Origin of the sequence: Sphingomonas sp. R86520, from assembly GCF_042466285.1 — a bacterium.
Classification (GTDB): Bacteria; Pseudomonadota; Alphaproteobacteria; order Sphingomonadales; family Sphingomonadaceae; genus Sphingomonas.
Window position 1 is genome coordinate 1623547 of the sequence record NZ_JAXHBZ010000001.1, and the last position, 18954, is coordinate 1642500.

The window sequence follows — 18954 nt, forward strand, 5'->3', positions numbered from 1 at the left end:
GGAGACGATGAATGGCGAAAGCCGTCCCCCTGCCCGTCCTCACGCTCAACGAGCAGGAGCTGATGGGCACCTATTCCGAGTTCATGCCGATCGTGATGGACATGCTGCAAAGCTTCCACCCCGAGACGCCGATCACGGGCGATGATCTCAACAGCTTTTTCGGCCTGTGCGTCGGCGCGCTCATCGACAATGACAGCCACCTGACCACGCCGCGCGACATCCGGCTCGGCGGCGAGACCTCGGCGGTCCATGCGATCGGATGGGCCAAGCGCTTCCGCGAGATGCGCGGCGACGATCGTCCGTCCTTTTTCGCGTATGTCATGGAGGATCGGAAGAAGGGCGCGCCGCACGTGCATGGACCCGAGTGCAAGCACGATCATTGAGGCGGCCCCGGTGAGCGATTGGCAGAACGCCATCGACGATGCGTGGGAGTATCTCGACTTCGGCAATCAGGATGCCGCTTCAAGGCTGGTCCGGCAGGTTCTGAAGGAACAGCCCGACGCCATCGACGCCTACGTCGTCCTCGCGCGGACATGTCCCGTACCGGCAGAAGAGATTGCACTCCTGTCTCAGGCGGTTCGGGTCGGTGACAGGACCAGCAAGCGGCTCGACGACGGAACGATCGACCCTGATGGCGTCTACGACCGCGACGCTCACGTCCCTGCCTTGAACAATCTCGCGCGTTCGCTCTGGGCCGATGGCCGCACTCATCAGCGCGCCGATGCGCTTCGTCATGCCCGTCGTGCGCTGCGCCTTGATCCCTATGACCGGGCGGGGACGCGCCTGCTGCTGATGGCGTGGGAAGCTGCTTCCGGAAACTGGCTGGCGGCGCGGTGCCTGACGCTACGATACCGCCGCGAACCTCGCACCGAGATACGCTATTGGCTTGCGCTGCATGCGTTTCGCGATGGCTCGAGCGATGCCGATGCGCTCCTGGCCACCGCAATCGTCACAAATCCGCATGTCGTGCCGGCACTGCAAGGACGACTGCGTGCGCTTCACCAGGCGGAGCGCTCCTACGCTTTCGGCTCCCCGGAAGAGGCGACACATTATGCCGCCGACGCAAGGGATGGATGGAAGGCGGCGCGCGGTGCCCTTGCCTGGCTCGCCAAGGCCAAGCGCTGATCATCGCTCTCGTAGCACGCCCCTCTGCCGTTCGAACATCTCGACCAGTTGTTCGACCAGACGCAGGCTGTCGCCATCCTCAAAGCGGATCCGCACCAGCAACCGCGCCTCGACCGGCTTTAAGAGGTTACCCGCACTCACCCGCGCGGTGACGACACCGGAGATGTCTTCGGCATCGTCACCCCAGATTCGGAACCGGAAAGGCTTCTCGTTACGCCCGTGCCGCCAAGTCTTGCACTCCAGTGACAGGGTGTCGACCGGCGACCTTTTGCCCTCGCGCCAGTAGAAGGCGTCGTCCTGTCGGCGGTTGCTCAGATCCCCGATCGACCGGAACGGTCTGATCGCCGGCACGTCCCGACCGGCGACGGTTTTCAGGAACTCGGCCATGCGATGCTTGGCGCGCGGCGGCTCCGGCAACGACAGGTTGAGCCTCGGCCTAGAGCTGCCGTCGCCGTCGTCCTCGTCCTTGGGATAGCCGCTCACCTGAAAGGCCCCCGAGGCAGCAAGCTCGACCAGCATATTCTCGGCAGGACAGGTCCCGGCGTTGAGCGCAAACAGCTTCGCGCGTGGCCAATCCCGCCGACGGCTCCACTCATCTCCGAAGCCGACGAGCTTTGCCCGAACGTCGCTACGCCACGCCTTATAGGCTTTCGCATAAGTGTCGATGTCGGCCTTCGTGACTGGTTGCATATGGTCCTTCATCACCTCGCGCATGGCGCTGGCGATAAGTGATGGCCCGGTTGCCGGTTCGAGATAATCGGGATCGCGCGCGGCAGCTGCGGTAAGGCTGAGATCAGCCATGGGTGCGGCTGCCAGCACGTGCCCCATCAGGCGTTCGATCTCCCGATTGGCGACTGGCGGATAGCGCTTCATCACCAAGTCGAGCCGGTCGATGGGCGCGTCATGCTCGTCGACGAAGCGCAGCTTCGGCACCGGCTGGGTAGCTTTCAGCAGTGCGTTCTCCGCCTGGAGACGGGTGACCTCCTTAGCGGTCTCGTCACCCTCGGGGGGCTTGAGCCAGTGCACCGGCAGCATCCTGACCGGCAGGCTGAAATCCTCCGCGGTCATCGCCGCGAAGGTGTCGTCGGTAAGGAGGATGACATCCTCCCCGGCATCGAGTCGCGCCAGAGCTTGGTTGATGATCGCCTGATCGTCATGGGTGAGGTCGAGCCCCGACCGAACCGCCGCGCCGGCCGTCGTATCTCTCGACAACCGACGCCGAACAACGGGATCGGCGGCGCGCAGCACATCGCTCCGGTCGGGCGCTGCCATTAGCTTCCGGACGGTAGCGCTTATGGCGCGGGCGACCTTGCCGACCCGGCCGGGCTTGTTCTTGAGCCGGTCGACCTCGCGGATCACCGGCCCACAGATGACGACCTCGATCTCGTCGCGCCCGAGCTCGCTCCAGGGGACATCCTTGAGGGGGATCCCCTGAATCAGCACATTGGTGTCGGGATAGACGAAGAGACACGACGCAGAACCGCTCAAACCGGAATTCTCCTCGTCACTGCTTGCCTGGATCAGGCCAGTTCTAGCTGCTCGGAAACGCGCTTGCGCTCCAACATGGTCGCCAGCGTATCCTCATCGGCATGTTGGTGCGAGCTGAGGTCATCCAGCATCTGGCGAAGCCGCACAATAGCCCCCCCGCGCTTACGTGATGTTTTTAATAGACCGAACAGACCCATAGCTTAAAGGCTCTGAGCACTACTTTTAGACATTCAGGACCGGTGTTACGCGCCCTAACTTCGGCTGGTCATTTATGTAAGTTGATTGCGCCTGATACGGGCCGCAGCTCAAGCTAGCGGATTTGTGACGAATCATTTTTACAATGATCGAGCATAAGCCAAATCGATGTTGCGCTTCGCTGTCCGGCCGATAGCGTCAATCTAGGGGGAACGGTCTTGGAAATGAAGCTCGAAGCGGCGCTGGCTGTACTAATCGGGATTCGCGCGACGTCGACCGGCTGCCCGACATCCGGCGGAGTGAACGCTCAGGAGTGCCACAATGACCGTAAAGGCGAAACAGCCGCTCGCTAATACACGAGGCATCGCAGGAAGTACTGGCAAATTTGGCTAGGTCGCCAGCAGTTTGAGGTCGATCGGCATCGAAACGATTCCCCAATTATCTCCGGTGCGTCGGGTTTGGATGCGATGTCGCTGGACGAGCTAGTGCCTGAACGACAATGCGAGTGCGTGGGTACGTGGGAGGGTTTCCAGAGAGCCGAGATTCTCGGGATCTCAAGAATGTTGGCGCACAGCAAACCTCTCCGGTCGGTGCTCGAGCGCGTCGATTAAAAACTGCTATAAGACGTGCCGTTCAGAAGAGGGAAGACGTGAAGCTCATTCATTCGGCTGATTGGCAACTTGGCAAAACCTTCGGTAGATTTGAGGCGGAGGTGCGTTCCGCGCTCGGTGATGCTCGGTTCGATGCGATCGACGCGCTGGGCACTGCGGCGGCGCAACATGGTGCCCGGCACGTGCTTGTTGCGGGCGATGTCTTCGATACGGAGGGACCCGATGACCGGACTATCGTTCAGGCTTTATCGAGAATGGACCGTCATGCCTGCAACTGGTGGCTGCTACCAGGCAACCACGATTCTGCTCGCAATGGCGGCCTTTGGGATCGGATACGGCGACGCGCGGGGGGGCGTATCTCGGTTCTGACCGCGCCGGAGCCGAAGGAAATCGAGTCAGGTGTGTGGATTTTACCGGCACCGCTCGAGCATCGGCATCACGTAGAAGATCCTACAGAAAACTTTGACGTGATGGAGACGCCCGACGGCGCACTTCGCATCGGTCTGGCCCACGGTTCGATACGGGACTTTGGCTCACAGGGTGATACAAAGAATAAGATCGCGCCCGACCGAGCGCGCCTATCCCGCCTGGATTATTTAGCCTTGGGCGACTGGCACGGGGCTCTGCGTGTCGATGGACGGACCTGGTACTCCGGTACGCCCGAGACTGACGGTTTCCAACGTGACGAACCTGGACGTGCGCTCGTCGTTGAACTTTTACCAGGAAGCGAACCGGTCGTTACCCAAATTCGCACGGGTCGCTTTCAATGGCTCATTCGGGACTGGGTGGTCAGTGATGAAGCTGCTTTCAATGCCGAATGCGAGCAACTGCTGAATGATGTCCACGCATCCACGACGCTCCTGCGCTTGACACTATCGGGTATTGTAAGCCTGACCGATCGCATCGCCATCTTGGCACGTATCGAAAACGATCTTGGTCACCAATTACGGTATCTGGAAGTTCGCGAAAACGATCTCGTGGGTCGACCCAGCGAGCAGGACATTGCAAACCTGGCGGTCGAGGGGATGCTTGGCGAAGCTGCCAGAATGCTAAATGCGCAGATTGAGGCCGGCGGGGATGATACCGTCCTAGCCAGGCGAGCGCTCGAGCGCTTGTTCGTTGAGTACAGCCGGGTTGGGACCGCATGAGCCTCGTCATCCGCCGCATCGCGATCGAAAATTTTCGGAAGTTTCGCGCGCAAGTCTCAATCGAGGGACTCACGGACGGGCTCAACGTCATCATAGAACCAAATGAAGCCGGCAAATCCACTTTGCTTGAAGCCCTACGTGCCGCGTTCTTTGTCCGCTTCAACACGCGCAATCAGCTCGCTCAGTCTTTTGCTCCATACAACGATCTCGTCGCGCCCCACGTCGAGGTGGGGTTCGACATCGATGGTGCGGAATGGTCGGTGGCCAAACGCTTCCTGCGCAGCGCGTCTGTCAACCTGATCGGCCCTCAGGTTCGGGCTGAGGGCGAAGACGCTGAGGCTCGACTGAACGCATTGTTGGGCTCAGTGCGCGACACCAGTCGGAGTGGGGATGTCGCCAGCTACGGCGCGCTTGGTTTGCTATGGGTCGCTCAGACCGAAGCGCTCACTGTGTCTGCACCGGGGCAAATCGTGCGCGATACTGTCGTATCTACGCTCGAGGCAGAAGTTGGGTCGATCATGGGCAGCGAAGCGTATCGTCGTGTCTTGGCACGGCTGGAGACGCAATACGAGGTCTACTGGACCCCAACCGGCCAGAAGCGAGGCCGACAGGTAGATGCAAAGAGCCGCCTTGATGTTGCGGAAACTGCGGCGCGCGATGCCAGCGAACGGCTTGCCGCTCTCGAAAACAGTTTCGCCGAGGTCGAGTCCGCCCGGTCGCGGCTAAAGGTCATTCGACGCGAGATTGCCGACGACACCGACGCGCAGTCGCGACTTGATTTAGTCGCTTCGCTCGATATTGCGCGCGCGGCGTCACAGATTCTCAATACGCGCCGTGCCGAAAAGGAAGCGATAAGCGGTAAGGTCAGGGCCCTTTCTGACATCCGGCGGCGCCATGACGACGCGTCTGCGACGCGAGTGAACGCCGTTGCGGCGCTTGCTACTGCGCGCGAGCGGCTCCTTGGTACAGCCGACGACCTTGCAGCGGCGCATCAGGCATTAGCCGATGCCCGCACGACGCTGGAAGCCGCGCGTGCCAGCCGACAGGCCGCGCGACTGGCTCGATCGCAAGGCGAGGAGCTTTTGTCTAAGACCCGACGTCGAACGGCGATCAATAGTGCGCGCTCCCGGCACGCCGAACTGCTGAAGCTCGAGGAGCATCAAAAAGACGCGAAAGCGCTCGCGGCTACTGCGATCGACCCATCAGTTATCGCCTCACTGGAGGCTCATGATCGTTCCGTTGCGGAGGCGCAGGCGATCCTGAATGCAGGAGCCACGCGCGTCGCTCTACAAGGCAACGCAGACGGCATATTGCTCGATGGCGAGCCGATGCCGGTCGGATTTCAGACGGTAACCCGCGAGGTATGCATCAGCTTAGGCGAAGCTGAAATTATTGTCAGGCCGCCCGCCGCTGCGGCCAGCGCCGGGGAACGACTAACCATTGCATCTGAGAACCGCCGGTTAGCGCTCATCGACGTCGGCGTGGCCGATCTCGCCGCGGCGCGCGCGCGCGACGAGGCGGCGCGAGCGGCTGTAGCGGAATTGCGCACGCTCGACGCACGGATCGAAGCGGTGACGCCCGGGGACGAGCTTCTTCAAATCGCGCCGGGCCGCGAGGCGCTGAAGCTCTTTGTCTCGGAACTGAATGAGGAAGAGCAGGCCGTGCTGCAAGGTGATCTCCCGGATATCCGGGAACTGGGTCAGGCCCTCGAGGAAGCGGACAAGGCAACTGCTCATGCGGAGGGCGCACAGGACAGCTCGATCGAGGAACTTCGCCGCGTTGAGCAGGAAGAGGCGCCGCTGGCGGGTGCGCTAGTTGGTGCCGAAAGCGATGTCGCCAATGCGAACGCAGTTATCGCTCTCATCGAAAACCTTCCTGAATGGGCCAGCCTCTCCGAGGACTTGGCAGACGCGCATGAAGCGGCTGCCGAAGCTTCGGTAAAACTCGAAGAAGCGTTGCAAGATGCTGCCGCCTATGATGTAGCGGCAATAACGCGCAAGATAGAGATCATTGACGCGCGGACCCGCGCAGTTGGCGAAACGCGCGTCCGGCTCGAGACCGCGATTGCCCGGCTAGAAGGAATAATCCAGAGCGAAGGGGGCCTAGGTCTTGCTGATCGAACGGCCGCCGCGAGTGAAGAGGTCGAGGCAGCGCGCATGGCGCTGGCGAGGGTGACCGAAGAAGCGGAGACGTTAAAGCTCCTACGCCGTACGCTGGAAACGGCTCGCAACAAAACATCGGCGAAATTCGTCGGACCGGTAGCGATGCGGGCGAAACGCTATATTGAGCGACTTCTACCCGGGTGTGAACTGACCTTTTCCGAGGGCCTAGGCTTAGAGAGCATCATTCGCGGCGGTATGGATGAAAATTGCGTGACGCTATCGAAGGGTACGCAGGAACAGCTAGCCGTACTCACGCGCATCGCGTTTGCCGACATGCTCATTGCGCAGGGGGCGCCCGTATCACTTATTCTTGACGACCCGCTTGTCTATTCTGACGATGCTCGTCTTGATACGATGATCGATATTCTGCTGGAGACGGCAACCCGAATGCAGGTCATTCTCCTCACATGTCGCGATCGTGCATTCCGTCACATTCCCGGCAACCGGATCGCGCTTTGATGACGCGCAGTGGATCTACCGCCATGAAGCCCCGAAGCAACCTGCTGGCTTTTCGGATGGTACTGTTCGTCCGATGCTCGTTTCCCGATCTTCCAGCAGCTCATCACAGGAGGTAGGGTGGCAGACCGTAGCGCTGTATCCACGATCCTAGGATACTTTTACCAGTTCGATCGCTCGATTCTCAGCATCCTCGGTCTCGTCTTGGATACCGACGAGATCGCAATCGAATGTATCGAGGATATCGATATACGGACGGCGACCGAAACCACAGCTGTGCAGTGCAAGTATTATGAAAGGTCGGAGTATAACCACTCCGTCATAAAGCCGGCGATTATGTTCATGCTCGCCCACTTCAAGGAGGGACTCGAGGCCGGGCGTACGCCGATACAATACCAGCTAAGCGGTCATTTTTCAGGCGGACAGGACAAACTAGACCTTCCGCTAGATATCGAGTTTCTCAAGACTAACTTCCTGACTGCTACATCGAAAAAAGACGGAACGACCGCCAAGCACGAGGAACTTGATGTAAACGACGCGGAGCTTGAGCTGTTCCGGCAGGCTCTATCTATTGATATTAATGCCGAAAAATTCGAAGATCAGTTCAAAAATATAAAGGTTATGCTAGCTAGTCACTTTCGATGCTCGCCTTTTATGGCGGAGTTCTTCTATTACAATAGTGCCCTCCGTGTGATCAAGGAGTTGTCGATAGACAACGATCCAAACCGGCGGGTGATATCGAAGGGCAATTTTTTGGCGAGGATAGATACCTCGTCGGTCATATTTGACGAGTGGTTCGTCGAGAAGCGGGGCAAGGCAAGATACTTTGCTGAGCTCCGTTCGACCTATTTCAGCTCGAGCTTGAACGTGTCTCAAGCGGAAAGACTCTTTTTAATCCATATTGCCGCTGGAACGTACAATAGCACTGCCACCAAAGCGCTACTGAAAGTGATTTCGCAAAAATACTCGAAGTTATAGAAGCGGGAGTCAAAACCTTTTTCACCCTATGTTCTCATTCTAGGTCAAAGCGAGAACGAGCTCACCGTGCTAAAGCAGGAACTGCACGAGGAAGGCTTCGACTTCCGCGATGGTTACGATTTCAAAGGCGCACAATTCGACACACGGTCGATTTCTCGGCCGGCTATTGCAGGAATCGGTCCGGCGCTGCGGATTTTCGGCTGTTTGTCAGAGGCGCAGGATACGCTCCTGTCCTTCAAACGCGCCCGCGAAATATACGAATTCTATGCAATTGAACCGATCAAAGGCTTCCCTGACAAAGCGATCCGTCATGAGGCGTTTCAGATACCAGATTATAAAGACATAGAAAACATAATTTAGGAGACTTTTGTGGGTAATGTAAAAGCCGAGGTCGTTGCGGTATTCCCTAATAAGGTTAAGATTGTTGTTGATGACCTAGAGAACTTCCGGATAGCTGAAGAGTCCCTACGCGTTGGCTCTTATCTAAAGATATCAGACAATGAGAATGCTGTACTAGTTGCAATAATTGAGAACTTCCAGATCCAAGCTAGGGATGACGGTTCACAAGACTATGTGATTGAAGCATTCCCACTTGGTGTATTACGTAACCAGAAGTTTGAGCGGGGTGGTGATGCGCTAGCCATTCCGCCAAAGAAGGTGGAGCCAGCAACTATCGATGATATTAGACTTATCTATGGCAGCTCGCTGCCTCTTTCTGATAGATTTTGCTTCTCTTCGCTGGCGACTAACAAAGAAGTTCAAGTGCCCGTCGATGGAAACAAGTTTTTAACAAACATATAGCTGTGGTCGGCTCAACCGGTTCCGGGAAGTCTCATACCGTCGCCAAGATAATTCAAAGAGCGGTCGAATCGAAGGGTGACTTCGCGCTCAACAATTCCCATGTAATTATCTTCGACATCCATTCCGAATATAGACCGGCCTTTCCTACGGCGAATTTTATCGACAGCGCTAATCTGGTCCTTCCCTACTGGCTCTTGAACGGCGAAGAACTGGAAGAGTTTTTCCTCGATACCGAGGCGAATGATCATAATCAGCGCAACGTTTTCAAGGATGCAGTTATCGCGAGCCGACGGGCTAATTTCACTGGCAGCGACGATGATAAGGCTAAAATCCATCTTGATACGCCGCTGCTCTTCGACATCCGCGACGTCCTCGATCACGCGATCGCACGAAACATCGAGATGGTCGATAACGGTGAGGTTTATGCGGCGAGCAACAAAGAGAAGGCTGGCCAACCCAAGCTCACGCAAGGCGGTCTTTTTGGGCGCCTGACCAACTTCGTGAACCGCCTCGAAAGCAAGATTAATGACCGCCGGCTCGACTTCTTCCTCGGCGAAAAGTCTAGAACGATCACCTTCGAGGAAACGCTTCGCTCGATCCTAGGCTATGGTATAAGCAAGCAGCACAACGTGACGGTCATCGACTTGAGTGGCGTTCCGTTCGAGGTACTGAGCATCACAGTCTCGCTTATTTCAAGACTAATTTTTGAGCACGGATATTTCTACAAAAGGCTGCGCTGCGCAGCTAATGCAGAAGAGAAAATCAACAACGATGCACCGATTCTTCTGGTGTACGAGGAAGCACACAAATACGTTCCGAACAGCGAGTTATCGAAGTTCCGTGCATCCAAAATCTCAATCGAACGCATTGCGAAGGAAGGCCGCAAATACGGTGTGACACTGCTGCTCGCAAGCCAGCGCCCTTCCGAAATCTCCGAGACGATCTTCTCGCAGTGCAATAACTTCATCGCCATGCGGCTGACCAATCCGGTCGATCAGGGCTATGTCCGCAAGCTTCTACCTGACTCACTGGGGACGTTGATCGACAAGATGCCCGCGTTCAAGCAAGGTGAGGCGCTGCTCGTCGGAGAGTCGATTGCTCTTCCATCAGTGGTCCAGATCGACGTCTGCCTGCCGGGTCCGGCATCGAATGATATTCCCTACTGGAATCTTTGGAGGGAGGAATGGAGAGATCTTGATATCGCCAAGATTCGTGAAGAGTGGGTCGGCCGCTAGACGCAGCGATGTTGGTCAAAGACACCCGATAGGTATGGGCGTTTGGCAAAAATCTGCGTAATGCAGAGCCAGATTGACGGCACATCATGTCCAAGCCTGCAATACCGGTAAAGCTCCGATCCAAACTAACGATCGCGTCGAGGAGCACTGAAAAAGCGGACGAACGACCTACGGTGGGACGGGAAAATATCCCGAGTTGAGCCTGAACCACCGACTGCTTACCGTGATTACGCTAAACCGGACAGGCCGCACTCCTTCGGAGGGCGCTTCGGCCCCCTGCCCGCCAACTGAACGAACGGCAGTTTACCGCATTAGCTGCCCGAAACCGGACGGGCCGCTTTCCACCAAAATCCGGCCGGTTAGCCCCCTGCCCCATCAAATGAACAAACGGCTGCTTACCGGCGATTGCCGCCCGAACGCGGCCAGTCCGCTAACCACCAAACAAAACGCCCTCGTATAATCGTACTGCAAATTAGCTCTTGACGAAAACGGCGTTCTCGCACCACTCTTGATGTCTATCAATCGCGCCTATGACTCAAGTCAAACGGCGGATTGAGCGATCCGGTATGTTTAGATATCGCGGAGGGTTGACGGGGCGCAGCTAGCCCCCTCTTTCTCACGGGTCTCCCTCGGCAAGTGGAGACATGTTCCCCGCCTGGGACGACAGAGGTCGCGCTAAGCCGTGATCTTCTCATTTGTCTCAAGAGGTCGCCATGGTTTACACCGCAATTCGCTCGTTGGTTATGAATGTTTCATCGTCAAACATTCCCGCAGGCCCGCTGCCCTGTTTCACAGGGGCGGACAGATTCAGCGGCATATCAAGAGAAGAAGCAGCGGAAGGCGCAACGCGCAATGTTACCGACAGCCAATACGACGTAGATATACCTAGCCTAGCCGATGAGTTAATTCGGTCAAAAGGCCGCACTTCAGCTAAAGCTTTAAAGATTCTAAAAAGGTTTTGTAAAGATAGTTTGCCGAAGTTCGAAATAATACCTTACCGGCCACCAGCCTTTATAGATCCTGAAAATCTAAACCACGAGTCTCATGTAAATGAAATGCTCTCGACTTCACCGAGTGCGATAACCTTGGAGCCTATAATTGAAGAGGTGATGAAAGGTCATCTCTGTCAACATAGTGAAGACTTAGACTGGCTGCGTGAGCATTATTTCAACGCACATTATTCCCTCGTTCTTGGACGAACAAAGAAGATGGTCGCCTATGTAATTGCCCATCCAATCTCTACCAAGGATATTTCAAAGATCAGCCGAGTTATCTCAGATCATCTCAAGTTCTTTGCTATCCGAACAGCTCAGGATTTAGCCGCCATGGTAGGCAGCATGTACACAAAACCTTATCATCATTGCTTCTCAGGTTTCAATCCATGGAAGTCGACATCGCATGTCGTTCTCAGCACTCTTGCTGCGCCAGCAACTGTGCTTCAGCGTCTGATAAAAGGCATCCCTAAGGAGATCGATCCGGAGCACGATGATGACAAGGCAGTTGCGAAAGCAATTGAAAACGGGACAATCCCGAAGGCCTACGCCTTAGAGATAATTGCCCTCGCGAAGGCCACATCGTTTTGGAAGCGACAACAATCGAACGGAAATCAGAATGTTATTATTAGGAACACGCTGCAGAAAATATCGGAACGTGCCCAACCCGCCGCGTCTTTAAAGATTGGTGATATGCGTGCTGAGAATTTTATAGAGCAGCAGTATGTGGAACACCATCTACTCCTGACCGCAGCTGAATCGGTGACGTACGTTGCAGTCTAATTGCTCAAAGCATGCTCTAAAATCGATCGAGCCATTCCCGCGATGTTAAGCGGCGACCTCGTGCCCCCAAACGATCCTGAGCCATCCATAAAGGCCTCGGGGAACGTTGGTTTTCTTCTGAGAGCTGGCGGCAGATCTGACCCAAGCGCCGCGGCCCATATGGATCGTCGAAAGCTTGAACCTAAGGACTTCGACCGGTGCAATTTTCCAGGCCGCGATCATTTTGCGTCCATGAACAGAAAACTTTCTGATCCTTCGATTGCGGAGTCGGCATCCCGCCATCTCAGCATCGACGCGAATGAATGGCTGCTACGCTGATCTGGCGCTGAAAGTGCATTTTGGCATACCCCTTAGGGTCTAACGCTCCGCGCTATTCGAGACGGGATGCAACCCGCTCCGCCTTCCCCTGCAAGCAAAGACGTCCCGCCGGACGACCTGGTCGTGTGGAATCTGACGGGTTTGGTGCGCCTGCTGGCGCGGCAGGCGGCGGCGGAACAGCATCACTCAAACCGAGAGGATATGAAGCCATGAACGACCCTGCAGTATCGGACGTAACCAGAACCCTGGCTGCCATCGCCGCCCTTCCCAGCACCTTCACGTTACAGCCTGCTCGCAACGGCTTCTCCGGGAAGCTGGCTAACGCCGGCAGACTCGACATGATCCTCTCGCCCCGCGGCCCAGTCATGACCTTTCGTGATCAATATGGTGAGGTGCAGCAGAACCTGGTTTTGAATGTCTCGGGCGATACGCATAGCCCTGCATACTGGTCGCCGACGGGGGATATCGACCCGTGGCACCGGCGCGAAGACTGGACGAACCTCCCGAACCTCAAACTGGCCTCACTCATCGAGCGCCTACGCACGCTGCTTCAAGTGGTGACCTTCGTAAGCAGAGACAGTGCCATCCTCCTCGCCGGCAAGCCCGAGACCGCGATGCGCTACATCAGGTCCATGAGCGGCTTTCCTCATCCATGGCTGGTCTCATGCGCCTCGCCGTTCGAAGTGTTTGCAGAAGACGACCCAAGCGGCGAAAGCACGTTCGAGATGGAGGCACTGCCGCCAGGCTTGCGCAAGATCGGTGAGTGCGCGGTCGTACGTGTTGACGAGGACGGCGAACACACAATCGTCACCGTCCGACCGGCCATGCTCGAATTCAAAAGCATGGTGGTCGGTACGGCGACGGAGCAGGCTCGCGCTCGAAAGGCGCTTGGCGAGATCGGTTTCACGAACCAGGAAATCGGTGAGCTCGATGTCGCCTGCGCTAGGGCCAAGGGGCACCTTCCAACTCGCTACTGAGACGAAACCCCTGTCACGGAGTTGTGTTGGCTCAGCCGGCACAACCCTGTCACTTTCGCACATTGTGGAGATCAGCGTGAAAGCGAACCCGCAGCCCAGGATCATAGTATATGGGCGCCACTCCACGAGCATGCAAACCGCGACGTCCAGCGTCGACCAGGTCGCATCCTGCACCTCGCTGGTAAACCTTCTCGGCGGCGTCGTCATCGACACCTTTGTGGATCCTGAGCTCTCGGGCTACAGGCGAAATCGCCCTGGCCTGACGAAGATCATTCAGGCCGCAAAGGCCGGTGTCGTCGACATCATCGTCTGCGAAAGCCTCGATCGCCTCGCACGCGATGCCGAGGATGTCGCGTGGATTGGCAAGATACTCGCGTACCACCGCGTCCAGCTGCATACGGTATCCGAGGGTCATGTCGACGAGATCAAGTTCGCAGTCGCAGGCCTGCTCGGTACGATCTTTCTCAAACATCTGGTCGACAAGACTATCCGCGGCATGGAGGCAGCCGTGCTTGCTGGTCGGTTCGCCGGAGGGCGTGCCTACGGATACAAACGTGCCGCCAAACTCGATGCCAAGGGCGAGGTGATCCCGGGCATACTGGAAATCGATGAGGAACCGGCGGGGGTCGTACGCCGGATTTTTGTCTGGTTTGCCGCCGGCTTGTCTTCTATCCAGATCGCGACACGCCTCAATGAAGAAGGCGTGCCCGGACCTCGTGGTGGCCAGTGGAATGCATCCACGATCCGCGGCGACCCGAAAAAGCTCGTCGGCATTCTCAACAACCCGCTTTATGAAGGCAGACTGGTCTGGGGACGTCGGCAATGGCGCAAGAACCCGGACAGCGACCAGCGCGAACGACGCTATCGGTTACGTGATCCGTCGGAATGGGTTGAAGTCGACGTTCCCGATCTCCGCATGGTGGACGAGGCCGATTGGGAGGCTGCTCGTTTGGAAATGACGCGACGCCGACGCCAGCTGAGTTCAGCGTCTCAGGCGGGCAAGCCGCGCGCAAAGCATCTGCTATCGAGCCTCATCCGATGTTCGATCTGCGGGTCGAGTTACACGATAAGTGGCAAGGACTACTATCGGTGCGCCGGCCAAAAGGAACGTGGCACCTGCACGAACACGATTTCTGTTCGCAAGGAACCCATCGAGACGGCGACCCTCGCCATCCTGCAAAGTCACCTCCTTTCGGAGGGACACGCGCGAATCTTCGTCGAGGAGTTCCAGCGAGAGGCAGCGCGGCTGGTTAGGCTCGACGGCCACGCGGACGAAGCTGGGCAGGTCCGGCGTCAACAGCTCGAGCTGGAGCTTTCCAACCTCACGCAAAATCTTCTGGGCGGCCTTGTCAGTCCCATCCTTATGGACATGATCTCGCACCGCGAAGCGGAACTCGCGCGGCTGTCGGCTCAGACTGTCGCCGCGACGGCGCGCAAACCCGCGGATATCCTGCCGCATCCGGTTCTGCTGGAGCGTTTCAGCCAGAAGGTCACCGCGCTCCGGACGTCCTTGGACGATGTGACTATCCGTTCCGAGGCCGCGTCTGTGCTCGCGACGCTCATCGAGAGCGTGACGATCTACCCGCACGGCGAGCATGGTCCGGAGGCAGAGGTGGTGGCGAAGGTGTCGGATTTGCTGGCGTTTGCCACAAACGACAACACCGCCCGTGAGGGCGGCGGTTGTAGTTCTAAGGCGTTGGTTGCGGGGACAGGATTTGAACCTGTGACCTTCAGGTTATGAGCCTGACGAGCTACCGGGCTGCTCCACCCCGCGACAGGGCACCATCTGGGGTGATGGCCCTTGAGTTCCCGTTTGGGAAAGGGTGTATGAGACATTGTGATGGGTTTTGGATATGTTGCGTTTTGCATGTCGCACGGGCTTCAATGCCTGGCGACGACCTACTCTTCCATCGCTTGAGCGATAGTACCATTGGCGCAGTCGGGTTTCACGGCCGAGTTCGGAATGGGATCGGGTGGGACACCGACGCTATAGCCACCAGGCAATGGAGCCGGTGCGACATGCGTTTGCGTTCATATCTGGGTCCCTCGGGTTTCGCGTTTCGGCGAAGCCTGAGGGTTTTAAAATCGATACCGTGCATGGTTTGTAGCCAGCCTCTCGGAACACCGAGTGCTGGTGTAGTGGTATTCGACCAATCCCTCGACGGCGAGGGGATTGGCAATCTGGCGTCGTCTTAATCATCCGCACTATCGTTGGCTAACTGGGTTACCCCAGTGTTGTCATTGATGGTGTGAGACTCTCAAGCGCGAATAGAGCAATTAGTATCGGTTAGCTCCATGCGTTACCGCACTTCTACATCCGATCTATCAACGTCGTGGTCTCCGACGGCTCTATGAAATCTTATCTCGAGGGAGGCTTCCCGCTTAGATGCTTTCAGCGGTTATCCCGTCCATACATAGCTACCCTGCTGCGCTCCTGGCGGAACGACAGGTACACCAGAGGTATGTTCAACCCGGTCCTCTCGTACTAGGGTCAACTCCTCTCAAATTTCGACGCCCACGGCAGATAGGGACCAAACTGTCTCGCGACGTTCTGAACCCAGCTCACGTACCACTTTAATTGGCGAACAGCCAAACCCTTGGGACCTGCTCCAGCCCCAGGATGTGATGAGCCGACATCGAGGTGCCAAACAACCCCGTCGATATGAGCTCTTGGGGGTTATCAGCCTGTTATCCCCGGCGTACCTTTTATCCGTTGAGCGATGGCCCTTCCACGAGGGACCACCGGATCACTATGACCGACTTTCGTCTCTGCTCGACTTGTCAGTCTCGCAGTCAGGCGGGCTTATGCCATTGCACTCTAACAGACGGTTTCCGACCGTCCTGAGCCCACCATTGCGCGCCTCCGTTACTCTTTAGGAGGCGACCGCCCCAGTCAAACTACCCGCCACAGAGGGTCCCTGTTCCGGCTTACGGAACGAGGTTAGACATCAGAAACAAACAGGGTGGTATTTCACCTATGGCTCCACATCAGCTGGCGCCGATGCTTCAAAGCCTCCCACCTATGCTACACAGTTTCTTCCTAATGCCACTCTGAAGCTGCAGTAAAGGTGCACGGGGTCTTTCCGTCTAACCGCGGGTACTCCGCATCTTCACGGAGAATTCAATTTCGCTGAGCATGTCCTGGAGACAGTGGGGAAGTCGTTACGCCATTCGTGCAGGTCGGAACTTACCCGACAAGGAATTTCGCTACCTTAGGACCGTTATAGTTACGGCCGCCGTTTACCTGGGCTTCATTTCAGAGCTTGCACCCCTCCACTTAACCTTCAGGCACCGGGCAGGCGTCAGGCCCTATACGTCGTCTTGAAGCCGACTTAGCAGAGCCCTGTGTTTTTGCTAAACAGTCGCTACCCCCTGGCCTGTGCCCCCTCAAAGTGCTTGCGCATAGTGAGGGCCTCCTTCTTCCGAAGGTACGGAGGCAATTTGCCGAGTTCCTTCAGGACACTTCTCTCAAGCGCCTTGGTATACTCTACCTGACCACCTGTGTCGGTTTCGGGTACGGTCTATACGGTGGGGCTATTTCCTGGAACCATTTCGAAGCCATCCCAATCCGATAAGGGATGACAACACACATGATCCGTCACACACCACCAGGCCCACGAATATTAACGTGGTTCCCATCGACTACCCCCTTCGGGCTCGTCTTAGGGGCCGGCTCACCCTGCGCGGATTAGCCTTGCGCAGGAACCCTTGGTCTTTCGGCGAGAGGGCATCTCACCCTCTTTATCGCTACTCATGTCTGCATTCGCACTTCCGATACCTCCACGACCCATTACCAGATCGCTTCACAGGCTTACGGAACGCTCCGCTACCGCGTACCACATAAGTGGCACACCCTAAGCTTCGGCACGTATCTTGAGCCCCGTTACATCTTCGCCGCAGGACCTCTTGTTTAGACCAGTGAGCTGTTACGCTTTCTTTAAAGGATGGCTGCTTCTAAGCCAACCTCCTGGTTGTTTTGGAAGTCCCACATGCTTTCCCACTTAGATACGATTTGGGGGCCTTAGCTGTAGGTCAGGGCTGTTTCCCTTTTGACGACGGACCTTAGCACCCGCCGTCTGTCTCCCGCATATCACTCTTAGGTATTCGGAGTTTGGTTAGGTTTGGTAGATCTCGCGACCCCCTAGCCCATCCAGTGCTCTACCCCCTAAGGTGTTCGTGCGAGGCACTACCTCAATAGTTTTCGCGGAGAACCAGCTATTTCCCGGCTTGATTGGCCTTTCACCCCTAAACACAACTCATCCGGTAACTTTTCAACGTTAATCGGTTCGGACCTCCAGTGCATGTTACTGCACCTTCATCCTGGTCATGCCTAGATCGCCGGGTTTCGGGTCTAATACATCAAACTCTGGCGCCCTATTCAGACTCGCTTTCGCTGCGCCTACACCTATCGGCTTAAGCTTGCTTGATACATTAAGTCACAGACCCATTATGCAAGAGGTACGCTGTCAGGCCATAAAAGCCCTCCAACTGCTTGTAGGCAATCCGTTTCAGGTACTGTTTCACTCCCCTCATCGGGGTGCTTTTCACCTTTCCCTCACGGTACTAGTTCGCTATCGGTCACATACGAGTATTTAGGCTTGGAGGGTGGTCCCCCCATGTTCAGACAGAATTTCACGTGTTCCGCCCTACTCGAGTCCTGATGTTTCATTTTCGCATACGGGGCTGTCACCCGCTATGGCGCTACTTTCCAGAAGCTTCTGCTAATTCACCATCAGGCACTGGCCTGGTCCGCGTTCGCTCGCCACTACTAACGGAATCTCGGTTGATGTCTTTTCCTCCAGCTACTGAGATGTTTCAGTTCGCCGGGTTCGCTTCACGAAGCCTATGTATTCAGCTAAGTGATACCTAACCTAACTAACCCAATACCCTGCGTTACCGCACAGCTTGGATTAATCGGGATAGGTGGGTTTCCCCATTCGGAAATCGTCGGGTCAAAGCTTGCTCACAGCTCACCGACGCTTATCGCAGCGTGCCACGTCCTTCATCGCCTGTATGTGCCAAGGCATCCACGAATTGCCCTTACCTCACGCTTGAGAGTCCACACCACCAACGACATCACTGGGTGTCCTTTCGGATCACCAACTCGGCAGAGCAGTGCGCGTTGGCCTTTGTCAGGTGCGGATGATTATAATCTCAGCCAGATTATTTTATATGATGATGTCGATATCTGGAGCCTCGAACCACTCGTCCAGATCGCTCACGCCGAAGCGCTCACGAACTGCGTAAAGCAATCCTCGTCCCCAAAATCGAGCACCTCACGGCATCGATTTTAAAAAACCCATTCACAATGTCAAATACGGGTCGTCTCGACCCAATCACCGTGCTCTCGCACGGCGAACCGTTTCTCTTCATCACCTGGATATGTGGTTAGCGTGTCGCACCCGCGAGCCCGTCAGTCGCAGCTAAGCTGCGCCTTGTGGGCGCGCTTTGCAGCGCTGGCCGGTCTTGTAGTCGTGCGCGGCAGCTTCGCTGCCTCGTCTCGTCTACTGCGACTTGGTGGAGCCTATCGGGATCGAACCGATGACCTGATGCTTGCAAAGCAACCGCTCTCCCAGCTGAGCTAAGGCCCCATTAAGCTGCGAGATGGTGGGCCGAGTAAGAGTTGAACTTACGACCTCACGCTTATCAGGCGTGCGCTCTAACCACCTGAGCTACCGGCCCCGA

At 56.7% G+C, this 18954-nt stretch carries 13 protein-coding genes, 3 tRNA genes and 2 rRNA genes; 11 read left to right on the top strand and 7 right to left on the bottom strand.

The window, feature by feature from the left end:
- Nucleotides 1-11: 11 nt before the first annotated feature.
- Together SJY41_RS07410 and SJY41_RS07415 are read left to right on the top strand one after the other, a co-directional pair.
- A complete protein-coding gene (locus tag SJY41_RS07410) occupies nucleotides 12-383 on the top strand; it encodes a hypothetical protein (protein ID WP_380780430.1) in 372 nt (123 codons plus the stop codon).
- Nucleotides 384-393: 10 nt separating this feature from the next.
- Nucleotides 394-1125 carry a hypothetical protein gene (locus SJY41_RS07415; protein WP_380780431.1) on the top strand — a complete coding sequence of 244 codons (732 nt, stop codon included), beginning with the start codon at nucleotides 394-396 and terminating at the stop codon, nucleotides 1123-1125.
- Here SJY41_RS07415 and SJY41_RS07420 read toward each other — a convergent pair whose 3' ends face one another.
- Together SJY41_RS07420 and SJY41_RS07425 are read right to left on the bottom strand one after the other, a co-directional pair.
- Nucleotides 1126-2613, bottom strand: a complete 1488-nt coding sequence (locus SJY41_RS07420) for a PIN domain-containing protein (protein WP_380780433.1) — start codon at nucleotides 2611-2613, stop codon at nucleotides 1126-1128.
- Between the two features lie 32 nt (nucleotides 2614-2645).
- Nucleotides 2646-2810, bottom strand: a complete 165-nt coding sequence (locus tag SJY41_RS07425) for a hypothetical protein (protein ID WP_380780435.1) — start codon at nucleotides 2808-2810, stop codon at nucleotides 2646-2648.
- Between the two features lie 647 nt (nucleotides 2811-3457).
- Here SJY41_RS07425 and SJY41_RS07430 point away from each other — a divergent pair.
- The 9 genes from SJY41_RS07430 (at nucleotide 3458) to SJY41_RS07470 (ending at nucleotide 15010) form a co-directional block, all read left to right on the top strand.
- Nucleotides 3458-4567, top strand: a complete 1110-nt coding sequence (locus tag SJY41_RS07430) for an exonuclease SbcCD subunit D (RefSeq protein WP_380780437.1) — start codon at nucleotides 3458-3460, stop codon at nucleotides 4565-4567.
- Nucleotides 4564-7188, top strand: a complete 2625-nt coding sequence (locus SJY41_RS07435; RefSeq protein ID WP_380780439.1) for an AAA family ATPase — start codon at nucleotides 4564-4566, stop codon at nucleotides 7186-7188. The genes SJY41_RS07430 and SJY41_RS07435 overlap by 4 nt, the downstream gene beginning before the upstream one ends.
- 117 nt (nucleotides 7189-7305) lie before the next feature.
- Nucleotides 7306-8163 (top strand): DUF4297 family anti-phage-associated protein, encoded by an 858-nt coding sequence (locus tag SJY41_RS07440; protein ID WP_380780441.1) that lies wholly within the window; start codon nucleotides 7306-7308, stop codon nucleotides 8161-8163.
- A 66-nt stretch (nucleotides 8164-8229) separates the two neighbouring features.
- A complete protein-coding gene (locus SJY41_RS07445) occupies nucleotides 8230-8523 on the top strand; it encodes a hypothetical protein (RefSeq protein ID WP_380780443.1) in 294 nt (97 codons plus the stop codon).
- 9 nt (nucleotides 8524-8532) lie between these two features.
- Nucleotides 8533-8964: a hypothetical protein gene (locus tag SJY41_RS07450; protein ID WP_380780444.1), complete on the top strand. Its 432-nt coding sequence runs from the start codon at nucleotides 8533-8535 to the stop codon at nucleotides 8962-8964.
- Nucleotides 8965-8966: 2 nt separating this feature from the next.
- Nucleotides 8967-10199 carry an ATP-binding protein gene (locus SJY41_RS07455; protein WP_380780446.1) on the top strand — a complete coding sequence of 411 codons (1233 nt, stop codon included), beginning with the start codon at nucleotides 8967-8969 and terminating at the stop codon, nucleotides 10197-10199.
- A gap of 713 nt (nucleotides 10200-10912) precedes the next feature.
- The gene (locus SJY41_RS07460; RefSeq protein WP_380780448.1) at nucleotides 10913-11974 is read left to right on the top strand and encodes a hypothetical protein; all 1062 of its coding nucleotides are present in this window, start codon (nucleotides 10913-10915) and stop codon (nucleotides 11972-11974) included.
- Between the two features lie 527 nt (nucleotides 11975-12501).
- On the top strand, nucleotides 12502-13269 hold the full coding sequence (locus SJY41_RS07465) for a hypothetical protein (RefSeq protein ID WP_380780450.1): 768 nt from the start codon (nucleotides 12502-12504) through the stop codon (nucleotides 13267-13269).
- A gap of 130 nt (nucleotides 13270-13399) precedes the next feature.
- On the top strand, nucleotides 13400-15010 hold the full coding sequence (locus SJY41_RS07470) for a recombinase family protein (protein WP_380784082.1): 1611 nt from the start codon (nucleotides 13400-13402) through the stop codon (nucleotides 15008-15010).
- On the opposite strand, the gene SJY41_RS07475 is transcribed toward SJY41_RS07470, so the two are convergent.
- From SJY41_RS07475 to SJY41_RS07495, 5 genes are all read right to left on the bottom strand, one after another.
- A tRNA-Met gene (locus SJY41_RS07475) sits at nucleotides 14967-15043 on the bottom strand. The two genes, SJY41_RS07470 and SJY41_RS07475, sit on opposite strands and share 44 nt — an antisense overlap.
- Before the next feature lie 112 nt (nucleotides 15044-15155).
- A 5S ribosomal RNA gene (gene rrf, locus SJY41_RS07480) occupies nucleotides 15156-15270 on the bottom strand.
- Between the two features lie 256 nt (nucleotides 15271-15526).
- Nucleotides 15527-18323 (bottom strand): 23S ribosomal RNA (locus SJY41_RS07485).
- A 461-nt stretch (nucleotides 18324-18784) separates the two neighbouring features.
- Nucleotides 18785-18860, bottom strand: a tRNA-Ala gene (locus SJY41_RS07490).
- A gap of 14 nt (nucleotides 18861-18874) precedes the next feature.
- Nucleotides 18875-18951 (bottom strand) — tRNA-Ile (locus SJY41_RS07495).
- Nucleotides 18952-18954: the final 3 nt, after the last annotated feature.